This window comes from Methanobrevibacter filiformis (assembly GCF_001639265.1).
In the GTDB taxonomy this organism is placed as follows: Archaea; Methanobacteriota; Methanobacteria; order Methanobacteriales; family Methanobacteriaceae; genus Methanacia; species Methanacia filiformis.
The window spans coordinates 23,523-40,537 of record NZ_LWMT01000265.1; the positions used below are offsets into that span (position 1 = coordinate 23,523).

The window sequence follows — 17,015 nt, forward strand, 5'->3', positions numbered from 1 at the left end:
TATTGCCAAGAAAATACGGGAAAGCAGCTAAAAAATGTAGTAGGTGTGGTGACCACTCTGCTATGATTAGTAGGTATGGGCTTATGCTTTGCAGACAATGTTTTAGAGAAGTTGCTCCTAAAATAGGATTTAAAAAATATAATTAGAGGTGTTTAATATGACTCTTATGGATCCTCTTGCTAATGCTCTTACAAATATAAGAAATAATGAATTACAGGTCAATGACTCCTGTTACATCAATCCTGCCTCAAATTTAATTGGGGAAGTTTTAAGCACAATGCAAAAAGAAAATTACATTGGTGAGTTTGAATATGTGGATGATGGAAAAGCAGGAAAGTTCTTTGTTGAACTTGGTGGTAACATCAATCAATGTGGTGTTATTAAACCTCGTCATTCTGTTAAGAAAGATGAATTTGAAAAATTCGAGAAAAGATATTTACCAGCAGAAAATTTCGGAATTTTAATCGTGACAACTCCTGAAGGAATCATGACTCATTATGAGGCAAAAGAGAAGGGAATTGGGGGTCGTTTGCTGGCTTACATGTATTAAGTGATATTATGGTTTTAAGTGCTAATATTATTGAAGAAATTGAAGTTCCGGATGATGTTGATGTTATAATTGATAAAGATGTAAAAGTCAAAGGTCCTAAAGGCGAAATTTCCAGGACTTTTAATTATCCAAGTATTTCTCTGGAACAAATCGAAGATAAACTTGTTCTAACCACAAATTTTCCTAAGAAAAAAGATAAATCCATGATTGGTACTACCAGAGCTCATTTAACTAATATGATAACTGGTGTAACTGAAGGATTTACTTATCACATGAAAATTGTCTTTGCTCATTTTCCAATGACTGTTAAAGTAAATGGAAATAAAGTAGTTATTGATAATTTCCTTGGTGAAAGACATCCTAGGACTGCTAATGTTGTAGGTGGTGCTAAAGTTAATGTTAAAGGTGATGAAGTTACCATCACTGGTATTAACAAAGAAGATGTTGGTCAAACAATGGCTAATTTAGAACAAGCTACAAAAATTAAAGGAAGAGACCCAAGAGTATTCCAAGATGGAATATATTTAGTTAGTAAAAACTGATATTTAGCTATTTGGTGATTTATATGAAAAAGAAGTTTAAACGACAAGAATATGCTAGGTATAAAAAACTTGGAGTAAAATGGAGACGTCCAAGAGGAAAAACTAGTAAAATGAGGAGATATGAAGCAGGCAAACCTGATATGCCTTCTATAGGATACAGAACTCCTCGTGATATTAGAGGTCTTCATCCTTCTGGCTATAAAGATATACTAGTATGTAATATGCAAGATTTAGAAAAGTTAGATCCTGCAACTGATGCTGGAAGAATAAGTGCTACTATTGGTAAAAGAAAAAAAGTTGAAATGCTTAAAAAAGCATCTGAACTTGGAATTAAGATATTAAATAAAAATATTTAAATTAAAGTAATTTAGTTAAAATACTTATTAAAGATATTTAAATTAAAGTAATTTAGTTAAAATACTTATTAAAGATATTTAAATTAAAGTAACTTGATTAAAATACTTATTAAATAAAGTTTAATTAAACTTTTATCAATACAATATTTAATAATTACAATAATTTAATAATTAGTATTAATGACAAGAATAAATTATTATTCAAGGGTTTGAAATTTTAGAACATTAAAATGTAATTATGCAATATGTGGTATTTAATTAGTCATTAATATAATATGATAAAATAGCTATTTTAAACAGCTATTATAGAATAGCTATCTGCCTTAAGATGTTATTTATCATAATTTCTGATATATATTACAAAAATATAATATTGGAAATAGGGGACTTGTTTAAAATAAGTTTATTAATTAAATGGAGGTTTATTATGAATCTTACTACTCAAAAAAGATTAGCTGCGAGTGTGCTTAAAGTAGGGGTTAACCGGGTATGGATAGATCCCAATGAATCAGAAGAAGTATCACGAGCTATTACAAGAGGAAATATAAAGCAGCTAATAAATCAAGGTATTATAAAAGCTAAGCCTAAAACTGGTATAAGTAGTTACAGGTCAAAAAAATTAGCTGAGCAGAAGAGAAAAGGGAAAAGAAAAGGTAGAGGTAGTGTTAAAGGAGCTAAAAAGGCTCGTACACCTAAAAAGAAAGCTTGGATGACTACAATCAGAGCTTTAAGGAAAGATTTAAAATCTATGCGTACTAATAATGAAATAGACCCTACCACTTACAGAAAATTGTACAGAATGGCTAAGGGTGGTGCCTTTAGAAGTAAATCATACATGAAAACCTATGCAAGGGATCATGACTTGATTAAATAGGAGTTGATTTAATGGCGCACGGATCAAAATATAAAGTAGCATTTAGAAGAAGAAGAGAAGGAAAAACTAATTATGCTAATAGAATTAAATTAATTGATTTAGATACTTATAGATTAGTTGTTAGACTTTCTAATGCTAATGTTATTGTTCAAATTATAGGTGTTGGAACAAATGGTGATGAAACTCTTGTTTCTGCACATTCAAAAGACTTACAAAAAATAGGATGGTTAGGTGGATTGAAAAATACCAGTGCTGCATATTTAACAGCATACCTTTGTGCTAAAAGAGCTTTAAAACAAGGTATTGAAGATGCAGTTCTTGATATTGGTTTAAAATCTTCCACTAAAGGATCTAAAGTTTTCGCTGCCCTTAAAGGTGCTGTGGATGCAGGATTAAATGTTCCTCATGGCGAATCAGTTCTTCCTGATGAAGATAGGATAACTGGTGTGCATATTGTAGAGTATGCAAAGCTGTTAGATGAAGAAGGACTTAAAAAGCAATTTTCTCAATATTTAAGCAAAGGACTTCAACCTGTAGATTTACCTGATCACTTTGAGACAATAAAAAACAAAATTAATAATGAGGCATAATTATGAGTTTTAATATGGAAGAATGGGAGCCTAAAACAAAGCTTGGTGATCTGGTTAAAGAAGGAAAAATCACAGATATTGATGAGATTTTTGAAAAAGGTCTTCCAGTAATGGAATTAGAAATTATCGATGCTTTACTTCCAGACTTAGAAGAAGAAGTAATGGATGTAAACTTAGTTCAAAGAATGCATAAATCTGGTAGAAAAGTAAACTTCAGAGTAATTGTTGCAGTAGGCAATAAAAATGGATACGTTGGATTAGGTCAAGGTAAAGCTCGTGAAGTAGGTCCAGCTATCAGAAAAGCTGTTGATGATGCTAAATATAACATTATTAAGCTAAGAAGAGGCTGTGGAGATTGGGGTTGTGTTTGTGGAAGAGAACACACAGTTCCATTTAAAGTCGATGGTAAAACTGGAAGTGTTAAAGTCACATTAATGCCAGCTCCTGCAGGAGTTGGTCTTGTTGTTGGTAATGTAGGTAAAACTATAATGAAACTTGCAGGAATTAAAGATGTATGGTCTCAAACAAGTGGTCAGACTCAAACTACTGTTAATTTTGCCAATGCAACTTTTGATGCTTTGAAAAACCTAAGTAAGGTTAAAATTAGTGATAAAAACCTTAAAAAATTAGGTGTATGTTCTAAATAATTAAACTGGTGATTTTAATGTTTTTAGTTATTAGAGTTAGAGGCACTACTGGTGTTAATAGGGACATTGCAGAGACTTTAAAGATGTTGAGGCTTACTAGAATTAATCATGCCGTTCTTATTGAAGAAAATCCAAGTTTTAATGGAATGCTTCAAAAAGCTAAGGATTACATTACTTGGGGAGAAATTGATTCTGAAACTTTAGTTAAAATAATAGCTAAAAGAGGAAGAATTGTTGGTGGAGATAAAATCACTGATGAATACCTCTTAGAAAATTCAGATTATTCTTCAATTGATGAGCTAGCTAATGGACTTTTAAATTCGGAAATTAAAGCTCAAGATATTGATATGAAACCCGTATTTAGATTACATCCTCCAAGAAAAGGTTATGAGTCCATAAGACTTTCTTTTAATGAAGGCGGTTCTTTAGGTTTCAGAGGAGATCTTATTAAAGATCTTGCGAAGAAAATGATTTAATTAATTTTTCACTTAATTCAGGTTGATATTATGATTAGAAGAAAAAGAAAAATCAATAAAATGAGAGGCTCACGATCTATTGGTGGAGGTTGTACTAAAAAACGTCGTGGTGCAGGTCATAAAGGTGGAAAAGGTAAAGCAGGTGGGAAAAAACACCACTGGACATGGATTGTCAAATTCGACCCTGATCACTATGGTAAACATGGTTTTAAAAGACCTCAAAGCATGATTAAAAAATCAAGCCCCGTTAACTTAGATTACCTCCAAGATAAAACAGAACAGCTACTCAAAAAAGGTATTGCTATTAAAGAAGGCGATTCCATTGTAATAGATGTTACTAAATTAGGATTTAATAAAGTTTTAGGTAATGGTAAACTTTTATCTCCTTTAACAATCAAATCTCCTAAATTTTCTGCATCTGCTGAAGAGAAAATCCAATCTGCAGGTGGAGAAGCTATAAAATTGTAATTTATTTAAATTACTTTAAATTTATTTTTTATATTCTTTTTAAACTCTATACAGTCTTTACATTTATTTGCAGTATAAACTTATTTTTTTGATTTAATACAATTTAATATAAATTAATACAATTGATTATATCCTATCAAACTTTTAAAAAATCTGATCAAAACTTATTTTATATAAAATCTTCAATTCATAAATGAGGCTCTTCATCGCCTTTAAATTTAAAAATTCATGACTATATTTTAGTTTAAATATCTAAAGTCCTTATTCATTGACTAAAATAATTATTGCACATGCTCATATATTTATTTAGCAGGTTAATATTTTTAATCATAGTTATATATTTTTTAATTATAGTTATCAATAAAATATTAAATAGTCTATATTTTAAGATTTTAATTTTATATTATATTTATAGTATAACAGTATTATAATATATATTTATATAGTATGGTTCTTATAATATAAGTATAAACTATAATTATATTCTTAATTGTTTATTAATAAATTCATTTTTATATGGATTTATATCATTATCCTATTTTGAAATTTTACTGAAATTGGTTATAAAAGGATTATTCCATTTTAATTTAATAAATAATCTATTATTTATAAATATTGTTTATTTTACATATGTTCTTATAGTTAAATCCAATAATTAATATTTTATTGAGGAAATAGAAATGTTCTTGGAAAAATTAAAACCTTTATACTCTTTATTGCCTGAGGTTAGGGCTCCAACACACAGACAAGGTTTCAAGGAGAAACTTAAGTGGTTAGCTATTGTTTTGGTCTTATATTACTTTTTGGCAGAAATTCCGTTGTATGGATTAAGTCCTAATGCAGTTGATCAATTTGCTCAATTAAGAGCAGTTTTAGCAGGTAGTTTTGGTTCAATTCTGACTTTGGGAATTGGTCCAATTGTAACATCATCAATTGTACTTCAAGTTCTTGTTGGTGCTAAAATACTGAATTTGGATTTATCAAAACATGAACATAAATCATTATTCCAATCTACTCAAAAAGTCTTAGCAATTGTTTTCACAGTTTTTGAAGCAGGAGTTTTAGTATTCACTGGAAGTTTGATTCCTATTGGTCCAGAATATTTAGGAATTATAATGATTCAACTAATTATTGGGGCTATGTTGATATTGTTCCTAGATGAAGTTGTTACTAAATGGGGATTTGGAAGTGGTGTAGGTCTATTTATTGCTGCTGGAGTTGCTCAGTCGATAATTGTAGGAACATTTAATTTCTTACCTTCTAGAGTTCAAGCTGGTGTAATGCCTGGTATGATTCCAGGATTTATTCAATCTGTAGTTGGTGGGGCACCAAATCCTTCACTATTGTTGCCTTTAGTTGCTACGATTATAGTGTTCTTCGTTGCTGTATATGGTGAGAGTATGAAAATTGAAATTCCTATCTCGCAAGGAAGAGCAAGAGGGCATGGAAGAATCAAGGGTGCTGTAGGAAAATTCCCATTAAAATTCATTTATGCAAGTAATATGCCAGTTATTTTAACAAGTGCATTACTTGTTAATGTGTCTCTTGTTGCTAGTGTATTCCAGAAGATAGGTATACCAATTTTAGGGACTGTACAAGGTGGTAAAGCTATTAGTGGACTTGCTTTATACCTTACAACACCACAGCTTGCAACCATTCTCACGAATCCATTCAGGGTTTTAATTTATGCAATTTTCTATTTAGGATTCTGTGTTCTTTTTGCAATTTTATGGGTAGAAATTGGGGGATTAGGTGCTGATAAGGTAGCGAATGATTTGTACACTAATGGGGTTCAAATTCCAGGATTTAGAAGTAGTAAAACTCAACTGTATAAAATTATGAGAAAATATATTCCTCCTTTAACTGTTCTTGGAGGATTGTTTGTAGGTTTACTTGCATTTGGTGCTGATTTAACACAAGCTGTAGGTGGAGGTACTGGTGTACTACTTACAGTAGGTATTGTATACAAATTATATGAAGAAATTGCACAAGAACAACTTATGGATATGCATCCAGCACTTAGAAAGTTCTTAGGTGACTAATCATATTATTAATAACTATTATTAATGGTTGATATTAGTGGCTATAATTTTAATTATAGTTTTACTATATTGATTAGTTATATCTATAATTTTACTATATCAATTAGTTATATCTATAATTTTACTATGGTCTATCTAATTATATTTAATTATTAATTTTTAGCCATTATTTTTGTTTAATAATATTTCATTAATTCTTATTTTTATTATTCATCTTTTTTAACATAGCTATTATTTAATAATTCTATTTTTAATTTTAGCCAGGTCATTTTTGCACATTTTATTATAAGATTGTACATAAAATATTTTAATCAATTTTTATAAATATTTATATTAAAAAGATTAACATTAATCTAATGATATTTTATTTTTATATTTCATACAGATAGAATATTATTAAAATTATTATTTAATTGAGGGGATCATTTGAAATTAGTAGTTATAACTGGTATACCAGGATCTGGGAGTACAACAGTCCTTAATAAAACTTTAGAAGAAGTTGACTTTATTCATATTAATTATGGGGACATGATGATTGAAATAGCTAAAAAGAAAGATATTGCTAATCATAGGGATGATTTAAGGAAATTATCTCCAGATGTTCAAAAAATTATTCAAAAAGAAGCTGCAAAAAAGATAAAGGAAAAGTCTGAATCTGAAAATGTTATTGTAGATACTCATTGTACTATAAGTACTCCTTCAGGATTCCTTCCAGGGCTTCCTAAATGGATTTTAGAGGAGTTAAATCCAAGTAATTTTGTTATTATTGAAGCTTATCCTGATGAGATAATGCTTAGACGTATTTCTGATGAAACTAGAAATAGAGATGCTGATAGAGTTAAAGAAATTGATTTACATCAAGAGATCAATAGATCTACTGCAATGGCATATGCGACTCTTACAGGTGCAACTGTTAAAATCTTAGAAAATCATGATGGTGAACTTGATAAAATAGTCTCACAACTTGTAGAAGTTTTAAATATTTAATTAAAGTTTCAAAAATTAATTTAAAGTTAATTTATATATTAATTAAAGTTTCAAAAATTAATTTAGAGTTAATTTATATATTAATTAAAGTTAATTTATATTTTATTAATTACTTTTAAATATGATAAAATTAAGATTAATTATATTATTTTAATTTAAATAACATTTTCATACATATTAAGTATGTATAATTTATAGATTAATATATCTTTAAATGATGTTTATGATTATATACTTTGATAGCTATTTAACAATGTTTAATCAGAGCATCATTAACTTAAGAGGAAGTAAAAATGGTATTAGAGATAATTTTCGGAGCCTTAAATAGTATTTTCAATCCAATAATAGCTATTGATCCTGATCCAAGTAACCCATTGTTAACTATATTTTTAATATCAACTATAATATCTTTAATAACTACAGTTGCAAATAAACTTTTAGTTAACCATGATGAAATGGATGATATTAGGGAAGAAATGAAAGAATTTCAAAATAGGATGCGTGAAGCACAAAAAAGTGGTGATGCAAAAGCAATTGCAAAAATGCAAAATGAACAAAAAGATTTCATGAAAAAACAATCTGATATGATGAAAATGTCATTTAAGCCTTTAATTGTCACGTTTGTTCCTATATTGCTTATTTTCTATTGGATGGGGCAAGCATCTCTTAATAGTGCTATAGCATCATTCCCTCCATTTGTTTTCTATGTTTTGTTAGTTCCTGTATGGCGTGGTATTTATGCTATATTTACCAATCCTGTTGTAGTTACTACTGTTCCATATGCTGTGGGTTGGTTAGGATGGTATATTTTATGTACATTTACAGTGTCTCAAATCCTTAGAAAAGCTTTTGGATTGAAATCTGGAATGTAACTACAGTTCAAAAATTATAACTCATTTAATTATTCATGTTATTGATAATTGGAATTATTAGTATAATTAATATTTTATTAGTATAATTAACATTTTCAATTTAATATTTTAATTTTCTCCATTTTTACTTTGGGTTTAATCTTAAATGTGTTTAATTATTTTATATGTTGAGCTGATTAATTCAATTAAATAAATAGCTATTTGGGTTTACTGAATTTATTTAAATAATTCTATTTATTTTTGTCGCATGATGTATGGGTATATCTATACATATCTATAGTAATATATATTTTATATTCTACATTTATTGAATACTTTTACTTAATGCAATAAGTGGATAATTTATTAGATTTTTAGAACTAAATTTAAATACTATTAAAACCAAATTTTAATATTCATAATTTACAATTATTATTGATTGTAAGTTTTACCTCTCCATGATTTTTTCATTTCGCTATTTACAAAAAATTATGAACTTTTTTAATACTAATTAATACATATATAGGTGGATTTTATGCCTGCAATGAGATATAGATCTAGATCATACAAAAGAACTTTTAAAAAAACTCCTGGTGGAAAAACTGTATTAAGATACAAGAAGAAAAAACCAAGTAAGCATATTTGTGCTGAATGTGGTCAAGTACTTCATGGAGTTCCAAGAGGAAGACCTTACGAAATAAAAAAATTAGCTAAAAGCAAAAAAAGACCTAATAGACCATTTGGTGGATATTTATGTACTAAGTGTTTACGTAAACATTTCAAAAATGAGGCAAGGTCATAATGATTATAACTGTCGGTGGATTAGCAGGTAGTGGAACTACTACTGCAGCTGAAGTATTATCTAAAAAGCTAAATATTCCTTTCATCTCTGCAGGTGATATATTTAGGCAGATGGCACGTGAATCTGGCATGTCTGTTCTTGAATTTAGCACATTTGCTGAAGGTAATACAGATATAGATATGGAAATCGATAGGAGACAAGAAAAAATAGCTAAAAAATCTAAAGAAGAGTCTAAAAATCTTATTATTGAAGGAAGGCTTTCAGCATATTTTGTTGAAGCAGATATTAAGATATGGATGACAGCTCCATTAGATGTAAGGACTCAAAGGATTTGTAATAGGGAATCCAAGTCTTTAGATTTAGCTGAAAGTGAAATCAAGTTTCGTGAAAAAAGTGAAGCTGTGCGATATCTTGATATTCATAATATAAATATTAATAATTTAGATGTATATGATTTAATACTTAATACTCATAGTTTTAATCCAGATAGTATAGCTGAAATCATATTAACAACATTAAAGGTGATATAATGGCATCAATTGAAGTAGGAAGAGTATGTTTAAAAACTGCTGGAAGAGAAGCAGGAGAAAAGTGTGTAATTATTGAAGTTATTGACGAAAGTTTCGTAGAAGTTGTTGGAGCAAGTGTTAAAAATAGAAGATGTAATATAAGTCATTTAGAACCTCTTGAACAAACTATTGAAGTTTCTGATGATATTGAAACAATTAAAACTTCATTAAGTTCTTTAGAATAATAAACTAAACTTTAAAAATGAGAATCAAATATTTCTCTAAATTTTCATCAGGAAATAAAAGTTTGATCAAAAACTGTTTCGTGAGTTAATCATTTAAGAATGGAATGCTTTTATTAAATGACTGAAGTTTTAAATTTATTTAAATATTTATTAACATTTTAAAATTTATTATTTTATAAGTCTAAACATTATTTTTATATATTCTGTATTAAATAGCTAATAATTAATAGCTATTATCTATTTAATATCTATTTTAATCTTTTTATAATTAATTTTATGATTTACCTGGTACTTATTATCTTTGATTAAATATTATCTGGTTGTGGAAGGCTATTTCAATGGGAAAACTTATTATTAAATCTGAAAGTGAAACTGATCCATCGTATGGTAATGATCCATATAGTAGACCTATTGAAGAACATATATCTAAAGGAATTATAAATTTAGATAAGCCTTCTGGTCCAACATCTCATGAAATTGACTCTTGGGTGAAACATATTCTAAATGTTGAAAAAGCAGGACATGGTGGAACTCTTGATCCTAAAGTAACTGGAATTCTTCCTATTGGAATGGAATCTTCAACAAGAGTTATTCAGCTTTTATTATCAGCTCCAAAAGAATATGTTTGTTTAATGAGGCTACATGATGATATTGATGATGAAATAGTTAGAACTATATTTAAAAAGTTTCATGGAAAGATTTTTCAGATTCCTCCCCTGAATTCTGCAGTTAAAAGGAACTTGCGTGTTCGTACTATTTATTATGCAACAATTTATGAGATTATCGGACGGGATGTTTTATTTAGAATTGGTTGTGAAGCTGGAACATATGTACGAACTTTTTGTCGTGATATTGGAGAAGCTATTGGTTGTGGAGCACACATGGCAGAACTTAGACGTACAAAAGTAGGTTCTTTTACTGAAAAAACTGATTTAATAACTTTACAAAACTTAACTGATGCCTATTATTATTGGGAAGAAGAAAATGAAGAATCTCTTTTAAGAAAATATGTAATGCCAATGGAAAGAGCTGCAGACCATCTTTCAAAGGTCATTATTAAGGATTCTGCAGTTGATGCAATATGTCATGGTGCAAATCTTGCAATTGGTGGTATAGTTAGTTTATTTGAGAATATAAAAAAAGGAGACATTGTAGCTATTGAAACAATTAAAGGAGAACTTGTTGCATCAGCAGAAGCTTTATCTAGTGCTGATGAAATCATTGCTGATGATTCTGGTTTAGTTTTTGATACAAAAAAAGTGTTCATGGATTGTAATACTTATCCAATGATGTGGAAATAACTATTCTTTTATTTAGTAGTGTCGTGACCATTTAATTTTAAATGTTTATATATTATTAATTTCACATTATATAGCTGAATAAAGAAAATTAAAGCTTAATTAAAAAGATAACGAAATATTTAAAACTATAATATTAAATTGTCATTACAGTAGCTATTTTTATTATTTTTTAATTTATTTTTATTTATTCTTTCTACTTATAGTCAACACAAACTTATTGACAAAAACATAATATTTGCTTCATTGAATAAAAATGTCTTTAATCTCAATTTAAAGATTAATGAGAAGTATTTGGACTAATGAAATTTGCCAAAAAATTGGTTTCCTATTATAGTAGCTATTTTTATTAATATGAAACAAACTTTTAAAAAAGTTTGATCAAAAGCTATTTCATAAAATAAACAATATAAGTATGAGAAATGCTTTTATTAATATTAATTTGTTTATTCTTCTTATTTTGCTTGTTTAATTTAAACATTATTTTTTAATTCAATGTATTTTAATAATACTTTTTCATGAATTTTTATCATTGATTTATTATTTTATGCAATATGTGGACATATATATGAAAATATTCAATGAATTGCATTGGTTCTGCAGAATCTTACATCCTGAGAAGATTAGTATTATATTTTACTATAAAATGCATACTAATTATTACTGTATTTAGAGCAGTAATTATGTATATATTTTAAGCATTGGTGATGATTTATATTTATGGGTCTTAAGGCATGTTTTTTCGTTTTAACTAGCTTAGGAATTCTTTTGAATCAAGATATAATACTAACTTTGTTTGAACTTCTGGATCTAATTGTAATACAATTTTTCTTAGGATGTAACAATTTGGTAGAATCATATAAAACAAATATTATTAACAATTTGTGTACAATTTTTTAAGAAATTGTTATTATGAGTTATTTATTCAGGAAATTTGCTACTTAAAATATAAAACTACCACCTTATTCTTCTATGTCTATCATTATTGTGATAATTAAATAGTATTAAATGGAAATATTCAACAAATATATAAACAATTAAAAACAAAGAATATAAATAATCAAGTATAAATGAGATAAAAGAAGATTCAAATATTTACCTAATGGAACACAATCATTTTCAGTTTTAAGGGAAAATAATTACTTCTCAAGTAAATCAAAATATTGATAATATATGGGAAACATAAAATATTTATTAAATAAAAAAATTAATAATTAAAGTCCTATATCTAATTAAAAGAAGGTTATAAAATGGGAACAAATGTTATTGGGCGTTTATCTTTTGATGTCAGCGATTTTAACAAGCTGATAAGTCGAAAGAAGATTTATGTTGATAAAACTAAATTCATAAAACAAATGATGGATGAGGAAGGAACATACTATTTTCTATCACGCCCAAGAAGATTTGGAAAGACATTATTCATTTCAACATTAAAAAATTTCTTTAAAGGAAATAAAAAATTATTTGAAGGTCTCTATATCTATGATAAATGGGATTGGAATGAAAATTATCCTATAATACATTTGGACATGAGCAAAATAGTAAGTAAAGACACGGATTTACTAGAGTTAAGTCTTGCAGATTACATTAATAAATTTGCTAAAGAATATAATATAGAATTAAATGAAAGATTACCAGCGTCTTCCAATTTTTTACAATTAATTGAAGAAATACATGAAATCGCAAATAAAGAAGTTGTAGTTTTAATTGATGAATATGACGCACCAATACTTGACAATATAAACAATGCTGAAATCGCTGATAATAATCGTAGACTTCTACAAGATTTTTATAATGTATTAAAAAGTAGTGAGGAACATCTTAGATTTGTGTTTATAACTGGAATAACCAAATTCACAAAGACTTCAATATTCTCTAAACTAAATAACCTAACAGAACTCACACTAGATGCACGATATTCAACTATATGTGGTATAACTCACCAAGAACTAGAATACTATTATAAAGACCAAATACAAGAATTATCAGAGAAATTAAACTATTCTTATAAAGAAACTTTAAATAAAATTAATTTTTATTATGATGGTTATAGTTGGGATGGAAAAAACAAGGTTTTCAATCCATACTCTACAATTACAGCATTTAAGCAAGAGAGGATTTCAAGCTACTGGTTTAAAAGTGGAACACCAAGTTTCTTAGTAGAAATCTTCAAAAATAAAAGAAGTTCAATTGATTTTTTTAAACCAATTCTTATTAAAGAAACAGAGTTAGATTCAATAAACCCAACAAATATTAATGAATCTGCTTTACTCTTTCAATCAGGGTATTTAACCATAGCTGAAGAACTACTTAAAGATGATTCAATTTATTATATTCTTAAAATACCAAATTTTGAAGTTGAATCTGCTTTTAAAGATAATTTAAAAAATTTATATCTCGAAGATCTTGAAAATGATTTTAATGCATCACATGCTGAATTTTGGAATGAAATCATAAATGGTGGATGTGAAAAGCTATCTGCAAAATTAGAAATCTCAATTGCAAGACTACCTTACTATCTAAAACCAAAGAAAGGAAACAAAGAAAAATGGAAATTTTACTCAATAATATTTGCAATATGGGCGGAATCAATGGGTTTTCAAGTAATTGAAGAAAAAGCAATACAAACAGGACGAATAGACTTTGTACTTGAAAACAGAGAAAAAAACTATGTACTCATAGTTGAAATGAAATACACACAAGACCAATCAATATCATTAGACACATTATTAAGGGAAAGTTTCGAACAAATTCAAAACAGAAAATACTGGAGACCATATAAAGGAAATGAGATAAGATTAATGGCATTGGGACTAAAAGACACAGAAATAGATGATATGATCTTCACAGATGTTAAGTGTAAAATAACTAATGTATCTGTGATAAATGATTCTGTTTCTACTTAAATCAAATATTTAAGATTATTTTTAGCTTTAAAAGTAATGGGCATCTTTCATAATTTATATAGATTCCTACCAATGCCTATTTATATATTTATATATTTATATATTTATATATTTATATGTTTAATGTTAATTGATATAGATTTTGTCGAATAAATAAATTAATTATAAGAAACCAAAGGTCATCAAAGGAATATGAATAATATCTCTATGTTTTTGTATGGTACTATGTCTATTAGATATTAAAACACCATATTTCGCATCATAATTATTAATAGCTCTTGTTAATTGATTTTTAGTCTTTTTTCCAATTCCAACTTCTACTGGGACAATATCATCTAACTTAGTTCTAAGTAAAAAATCACATCCTTTCTTTTCTATTGGATAAAATAAACCCATGAACTTAAATATAGTTTGATTCATTTTGTGTAGTGAGGAAGCTACATAGTTTTCAGCTAATGCACCTAAACATTTTTTATTATCTAAATTAAACCTTCCAATGTCGTAATTAATAGCTGATTTTAAGGATGGACTTAAGAAATAATAATTCCATGGTTTTTTAATTACTGAACCAGCACTACCATAAGGTTTTACTGAAAATATTAATTGGGTTTTTTCTAGTGTATCTAAAATATCATGGACTAATTTTGGAGATATTGATAAGTATTTAGCTATTTTTCCAACAGATGTGGAACCAGGTCTTTGAAGAGCTAAATATGTTATAATTCTTCTAATATTGTTATTTGTAGATGTATTAAATGTTTTAATAGAAGGAATATCATTTTCAATAACTTGGTTTATAACGGCTAAAATTTCATTATAACTTTCTCTTTTTTCATAATTTAAAGTTGAAGCCAAACCATAGGTTTTTAAAAAATTCATAAACTCTATATAAGGATAATTGTTTAAATGGATTAATTGATTATATATTTTTTTCTCACGGGATATTGCTTTTTTAAGATGTTCTTCTCTACCAAAGTATAATAGATATTCTAAATCTTTAGAGAAATTAGGGTCTGTTTTTATGTCATGTTTTAACTGAAGGTAATCTTTAAAATTATTGGGATAAATTATTTGCTTTGAAATTCTCCTGACTATATCTGCATTGATCTCCATTTCAATTGCAGAAGAACCTGTAAAGACTATAAAAATATTATTTGTATTATCATAAATAATTTTTCCAGATAAACCCCATTTTTTATCAAAATGACATTCATCTACAAAAATAAATAATTTTTTATCTAAATATACTTGACTTGTGTTATGTATTTTTTCTAAAAAAATATCTACAAATTTTAGAAAACTTATATCAAAATAAGCAACAACCTGATCCATTGAGATATAAAGAATATCTTCATAGGATATTTTTTTTTCATTAAGTAAATAATCATACAACTGTAATAAAATTGTTGTTTTTCCAACACCTCGAAGACCAGGCATAACAACGACTCTATGGCTATTTATACCGTTTAAAAAATCATCTAAATATTTTCTAATTTGAAAGTAATCTTCTTTATAATTAAAATCTTTAACTTTTTTAATCACATCTGGAGTTTCTTTTTGTTTTAGCTGTATATAATTTGTTATATCATCATCAAAAACCATTTTATCATTTTCCATATACTAATTTCTAAAAACATAGGTAAATATACTTATTATATTTTTTCATATATTTAAATATATGCGCACTTATAAACTTGCATATATTTTAGTATATACATATATAAATAAAAAATATAGTCTCTTTCATTTCCACATTATTATACTGATCGTTTGTGTAAACGTTTTGCCTCTTCTCATTTTCTTTTCAATGTTTTTTATATTCATATCATGATATAGCATTTACATGTTTAATTATTATCTAAAAACTTCTTGAAAAAATTTTTAAATCCATTATTTAAAAAAAAACAAGGCTATAAAATATCCATACAAGCAATTTTACAGTTGAAATGATTAGTAGGAGTTTATTGAAGAGAATTAAATAGGAATATATTGAATACTATAGATTAATTAGACATTTCCTTCATGCAACTCCCTAATCAATTACTCAACTAGAAGTTTCAGGGGAGAAAATCCCTCACAACTGGAATTAAAATAACCATAACAGTTACTTCACTGATTAATTCAAAGAACTGGAGACCCTAGCTTGTCGCACGGCAAAATTTTGACACAAACGGCACATTCAAGTAGATCACTGTTTTGGAAGTTTTTGGTATTACTTTATTAGTATTACTTATGAAAAGTAATGGGCTATGTTTCATAATTCTATAGATTATTAACAGTATATTATTAACAGTATATTATATTATATTATATTATTTATTGATATATTAACATCACGAAAATATATATATACCTTTATTTAGGAGATCTTCCATAATTCATTGATTAGTTAATTGATATTTATTGGTTTATATTGTGATGATGAAGTAATATTAAGTTAAAATAAGGATTATTATTTAGTTTATTGGGTTTTAAGTGGGTTATGTTTGTTGTTTGTTTTCTAGTAAAGTTTATTAATCTTTGTGTTGAAATATGATTTTATGCATTAATGACTTTAATAATCTTTTTTTTATTAAGTTTTTGTGCATTTATTATGAAATTTGTATTAATAAATTAGTGCTTTTGTATGAATTATGTTTTGATAAATGGCATACTGACTAAGAGATACTTATTTAGACATGTATGGTTTTATACTATGTTTATTTATGTTTTTTCTAGTATATTGTGTCTTTTAGATTTCTTGTTCGTATTGTATTGTATATTGCATTTCTGATGTTTATTTCATTAGTTGCAGCTACTTTATTGGAGCCTAAAAGCATTAAAACACCATTACTGCGCTTAAGATAACCATTTATGCCTTCAGTTTGGAACC

18 protein-coding genes are annotated in these 17,015 nt (G+C 27.2%); 17 read left to right on the forward strand and 1 reads right to left on the reverse strand.

Translation table 11 applies throughout. The features are described 5' to 3' along the window. Nucleotides 1-2: 2 nt before the first annotated feature. From MBFIL_RS08455 to MBFIL_RS08535, 17 genes are all read left to right on the forward strand, one after another. A complete protein-coding gene (locus tag MBFIL_RS08455; RefSeq protein WP_066973520.1) occupies nt 3-146 on the forward strand; it encodes a 30S ribosomal protein S14 in 144 nt (47 codons plus the stop codon). A gap of 11 nt (nt 147-157) precedes the next feature. Beyond that, nucleotides 158-550 carry a 30S ribosomal protein S8 gene (locus tag MBFIL_RS08460; RefSeq protein ID WP_066973522.1) on the forward strand — a complete coding sequence of 131 codons (393 nt, stop codon included), beginning with the start codon at nt 158-160 and terminating at the stop codon, nt 548-550. A gap of 8 nt (nt 551-558) precedes the next feature. Continuing rightward, the gene (locus MBFIL_RS08465) at nt 559-1,092 is read left to right on the forward strand and encodes a 50S ribosomal protein L6 (RefSeq protein ID WP_066973524.1); all 534 of its coding nucleotides are present in this window, start codon (nt 559-561) and stop codon (nt 1,090-1,092) included. Between the two features lie 23 nt (nt 1,093-1,115). Then, entirely contained in the window at nt 1,116-1,448 is a 333-nt protein-coding gene (locus MBFIL_RS08470; RefSeq protein ID WP_066973526.1) for a 50S ribosomal protein L32e, read from the forward strand. 427 nt (nt 1,449-1,875) lie between these two features. After that, a complete protein-coding gene (locus tag MBFIL_RS08475) occupies nt 1,876-2,322 on the forward strand; it encodes a 50S ribosomal protein L19e (RefSeq protein WP_066973528.1) in 447 nt (148 codons plus the stop codon). Between the two features lie 11 nt (nt 2,323-2,333). Continuing rightward, entirely contained in the window at nt 2,334-2,912 is a 579-nt protein-coding gene (locus MBFIL_RS08480; protein WP_066973530.1) for a 50S ribosomal protein L18, read from the forward strand. Between the two features lie 2 nt (nt 2,913-2,914). Beyond that, on the forward strand, nt 2,915-3,559 hold the full coding sequence (rpsE, locus tag MBFIL_RS08485) for a 30S ribosomal protein S5 (RefSeq protein ID WP_066973533.1): 645 nt from the start codon (nt 2,915-2,917) through the stop codon (nt 3,557-3,559). Between the two features lie 17 nt (nt 3,560-3,576). Continuing rightward, complete coding sequence (locus MBFIL_RS08490; RefSeq protein WP_066973535.1) at nt 3,577-4,035, forward strand: 50S ribosomal protein L30; 459 nt, start codon at nt 3,577-3,579, stop codon at nt 4,033-4,035. 30 nt (nt 4,036-4,065) lie between these two features. Beyond that, nucleotides 4,066-4,503: an uL15m family ribosomal protein gene (locus MBFIL_RS08495; RefSeq protein WP_066973538.1), complete on the forward strand. Its 438-nt coding sequence runs from the start codon at nt 4,066-4,068 to the stop codon at nt 4,501-4,503. Nucleotides 4,504-5,183: 680 nt separating this feature from the next. Continuing rightward, nucleotides 5,184-6,545, forward strand: coding sequence for a preprotein translocase subunit SecY (gene secY / locus MBFIL_RS08500; protein WP_066973540.1), 1,362 nt, complete (start codon nt 5,184-5,186; stop codon nt 6,543-6,545). Nucleotides 6,546-6,971: 426 nt separating this feature from the next. Further along, nucleotides 6,972-7,532 (forward strand): adenylate kinase, encoded by a 561-nt coding sequence (locus MBFIL_RS08505; RefSeq protein ID WP_066973542.1) that lies wholly within the window; start codon nt 6,972-6,974, stop codon nt 7,530-7,532. Between the two features lie 293 nt (nt 7,533-7,825). Then, nucleotides 7,826-8,404, forward strand: a complete 579-nt coding sequence (locus tag MBFIL_RS08510; protein WP_066973544.1) for an EMC3/TMCO1 family protein — start codon at nt 7,826-7,828, stop codon at nt 8,402-8,404. Between the two features lie 514 nt (nt 8,405-8,918). Further along, nucleotides 8,919-9,185: a 50S ribosomal protein L34e gene (locus MBFIL_RS08515; RefSeq protein ID WP_066973546.1), complete on the forward strand. Its 267-nt coding sequence runs from the start codon at nt 8,919-8,921 to the stop codon at nt 9,183-9,185. Beyond that, nucleotides 9,185-9,715 carry a (d)CMP kinase gene (gene cmk, locus MBFIL_RS08520; RefSeq protein ID WP_066973547.1) on the forward strand — a complete coding sequence of 177 codons (531 nt, stop codon included), beginning with the start codon at nt 9,185-9,187 and terminating at the stop codon, nt 9,713-9,715. The genes MBFIL_RS08515 and cmk overlap by 1 nt, the downstream gene beginning before the upstream one ends. Next, nucleotides 9,715-9,939 carry a 50S ribosomal protein L14e gene (locus tag MBFIL_RS08525; RefSeq protein ID WP_066973549.1) on the forward strand — a complete coding sequence of 75 codons (225 nt, stop codon included), beginning with the start codon at nt 9,715-9,717 and terminating at the stop codon, nt 9,937-9,939. Before cmk ends, MBFIL_RS08525 begins: the two co-directional genes overlap by 1 nt. 338 nt (nt 9,940-10,277) lie before the next feature. Further along, the gene (locus tag MBFIL_RS08530; RefSeq protein ID WP_066973551.1) at nt 10,278-11,240 is read left to right on the forward strand and encodes an RNA-guided pseudouridylation complex pseudouridine synthase subunit Cbf5; all 963 of its coding nucleotides are present in this window, start codon (nt 10,278-10,280) and stop codon (nt 11,238-11,240) included. Nucleotides 11,241-12,487: 1,247 nt separating this feature from the next. Further along, on the forward strand, nt 12,488-14,143 hold the full coding sequence (locus tag MBFIL_RS08535) for an ATP-binding protein (RefSeq protein WP_066973554.1): 1,656 nt from the start codon (nt 12,488-12,490) through the stop codon (nt 14,141-14,143). Between the two features lie 162 nt (nt 14,144-14,305). Here the strand turns inward: MBFIL_RS08535 and MBFIL_RS08540 are convergent, their stop codons facing one another. Beyond that, a complete protein-coding gene (locus MBFIL_RS08540; protein ID WP_066973559.1) occupies nt 14,306-15,745 on the reverse strand; it encodes an ATP-binding protein in 1,440 nt (479 codons plus the stop codon). Between the last annotated feature and the right edge of the window lie 1,270 nt (nt 15,746-17,015).

What these genes read in the sequence shown, in the direction of transcription:
- MBFIL_RS08510 (WP_066973544.1), top strand. Translation starts at nt 7,826, where the DNA reads ATGGTATTAGAGATAATTTTCGGAGCCTTAAATAGTATTTTCAATCCA.
- cmk (WP_066973547.1), top strand. Translation starts at nt 9,185, where the DNA reads ATGATTATAACTGTCGGTGGATTAGCAGGTAGTGGAACTACTACTGCA.
- MBFIL_RS08525 (WP_066973549.1), top strand. Translation starts at nt 9,715, where the DNA reads ATGGCATCAATTGAAGTAGGAAGAGTATGTTTAAAAACTGCTGGAAGA.
- MBFIL_RS08535 (WP_066973554.1), top strand. Translation starts at nt 12,488, where the DNA reads ATGGGAACAAATGTTATTGGGCGTTTATCTTTTGATGTCAGCGATTTT.
- MBFIL_RS08515 (WP_066973546.1), top strand. Translation starts at nt 8,919, where the DNA reads ATGCCTGCAATGAGATATAGATCTAGATCATACAAAAGAACTTTTAAA.
- MBFIL_RS08530 (WP_066973551.1), top strand. Translation starts at nt 10,278, where the DNA reads ATGGGAAAACTTATTATTAAATCTGAAAGTGAAACTGATCCATCGTAT.
- MBFIL_RS08460 (WP_066973522.1), top strand. Translation starts at nt 158, where the DNA reads ATGACTCTTATGGATCCTCTTGCTAATGCTCTTACAAATATAAGAAAT.
- secY (WP_066973540.1), top strand. Translation starts at nt 5,184, where the DNA reads ATGTTCTTGGAAAAATTAAAACCTTTATACTCTTTATTGCCTGAGGTT.
- MBFIL_RS08480 (WP_066973530.1), top strand. Translation starts at nt 2,334, where the DNA reads ATGGCGCACGGATCAAAATATAAAGTAGCATTTAGAAGAAGAAGAGAA.
- MBFIL_RS08495 (WP_066973538.1), top strand. Translation starts at nt 4,066, where the DNA reads ATGATTAGAAGAAAAAGAAAAATCAATAAAATGAGAGGCTCACGATCT.
- MBFIL_RS08470 (WP_066973526.1), top strand. Translation starts at nt 1,116, where the DNA reads ATGAAAAAGAAGTTTAAACGACAAGAATATGCTAGGTATAAAAAACTT.
- MBFIL_RS08475 (WP_066973528.1), top strand. Translation starts at nt 1,876, where the DNA reads ATGAATCTTACTACTCAAAAAAGATTAGCTGCGAGTGTGCTTAAAGTA.
- MBFIL_RS08540 (WP_066973559.1), bottom strand. Translation starts at nt 15,745, where the DNA reads ATGGTTTTTGATGATGATATAACAAATTATATACAGCTAAAACAAAAA.
- MBFIL_RS08490 (WP_066973535.1), top strand. Translation starts at nt 3,577, where the DNA reads ATGTTTTTAGTTATTAGAGTTAGAGGCACTACTGGTGTTAATAGGGAC.
- MBFIL_RS08465 (WP_066973524.1), top strand. Translation starts at nt 559, where the DNA reads ATGGTTTTAAGTGCTAATATTATTGAAGAAATTGAAGTTCCGGATGAT.
- rpsE (WP_066973533.1), top strand. Translation starts at nt 2,915, where the DNA reads ATGAGTTTTAATATGGAAGAATGGGAGCCTAAAACAAAGCTTGGTGAT.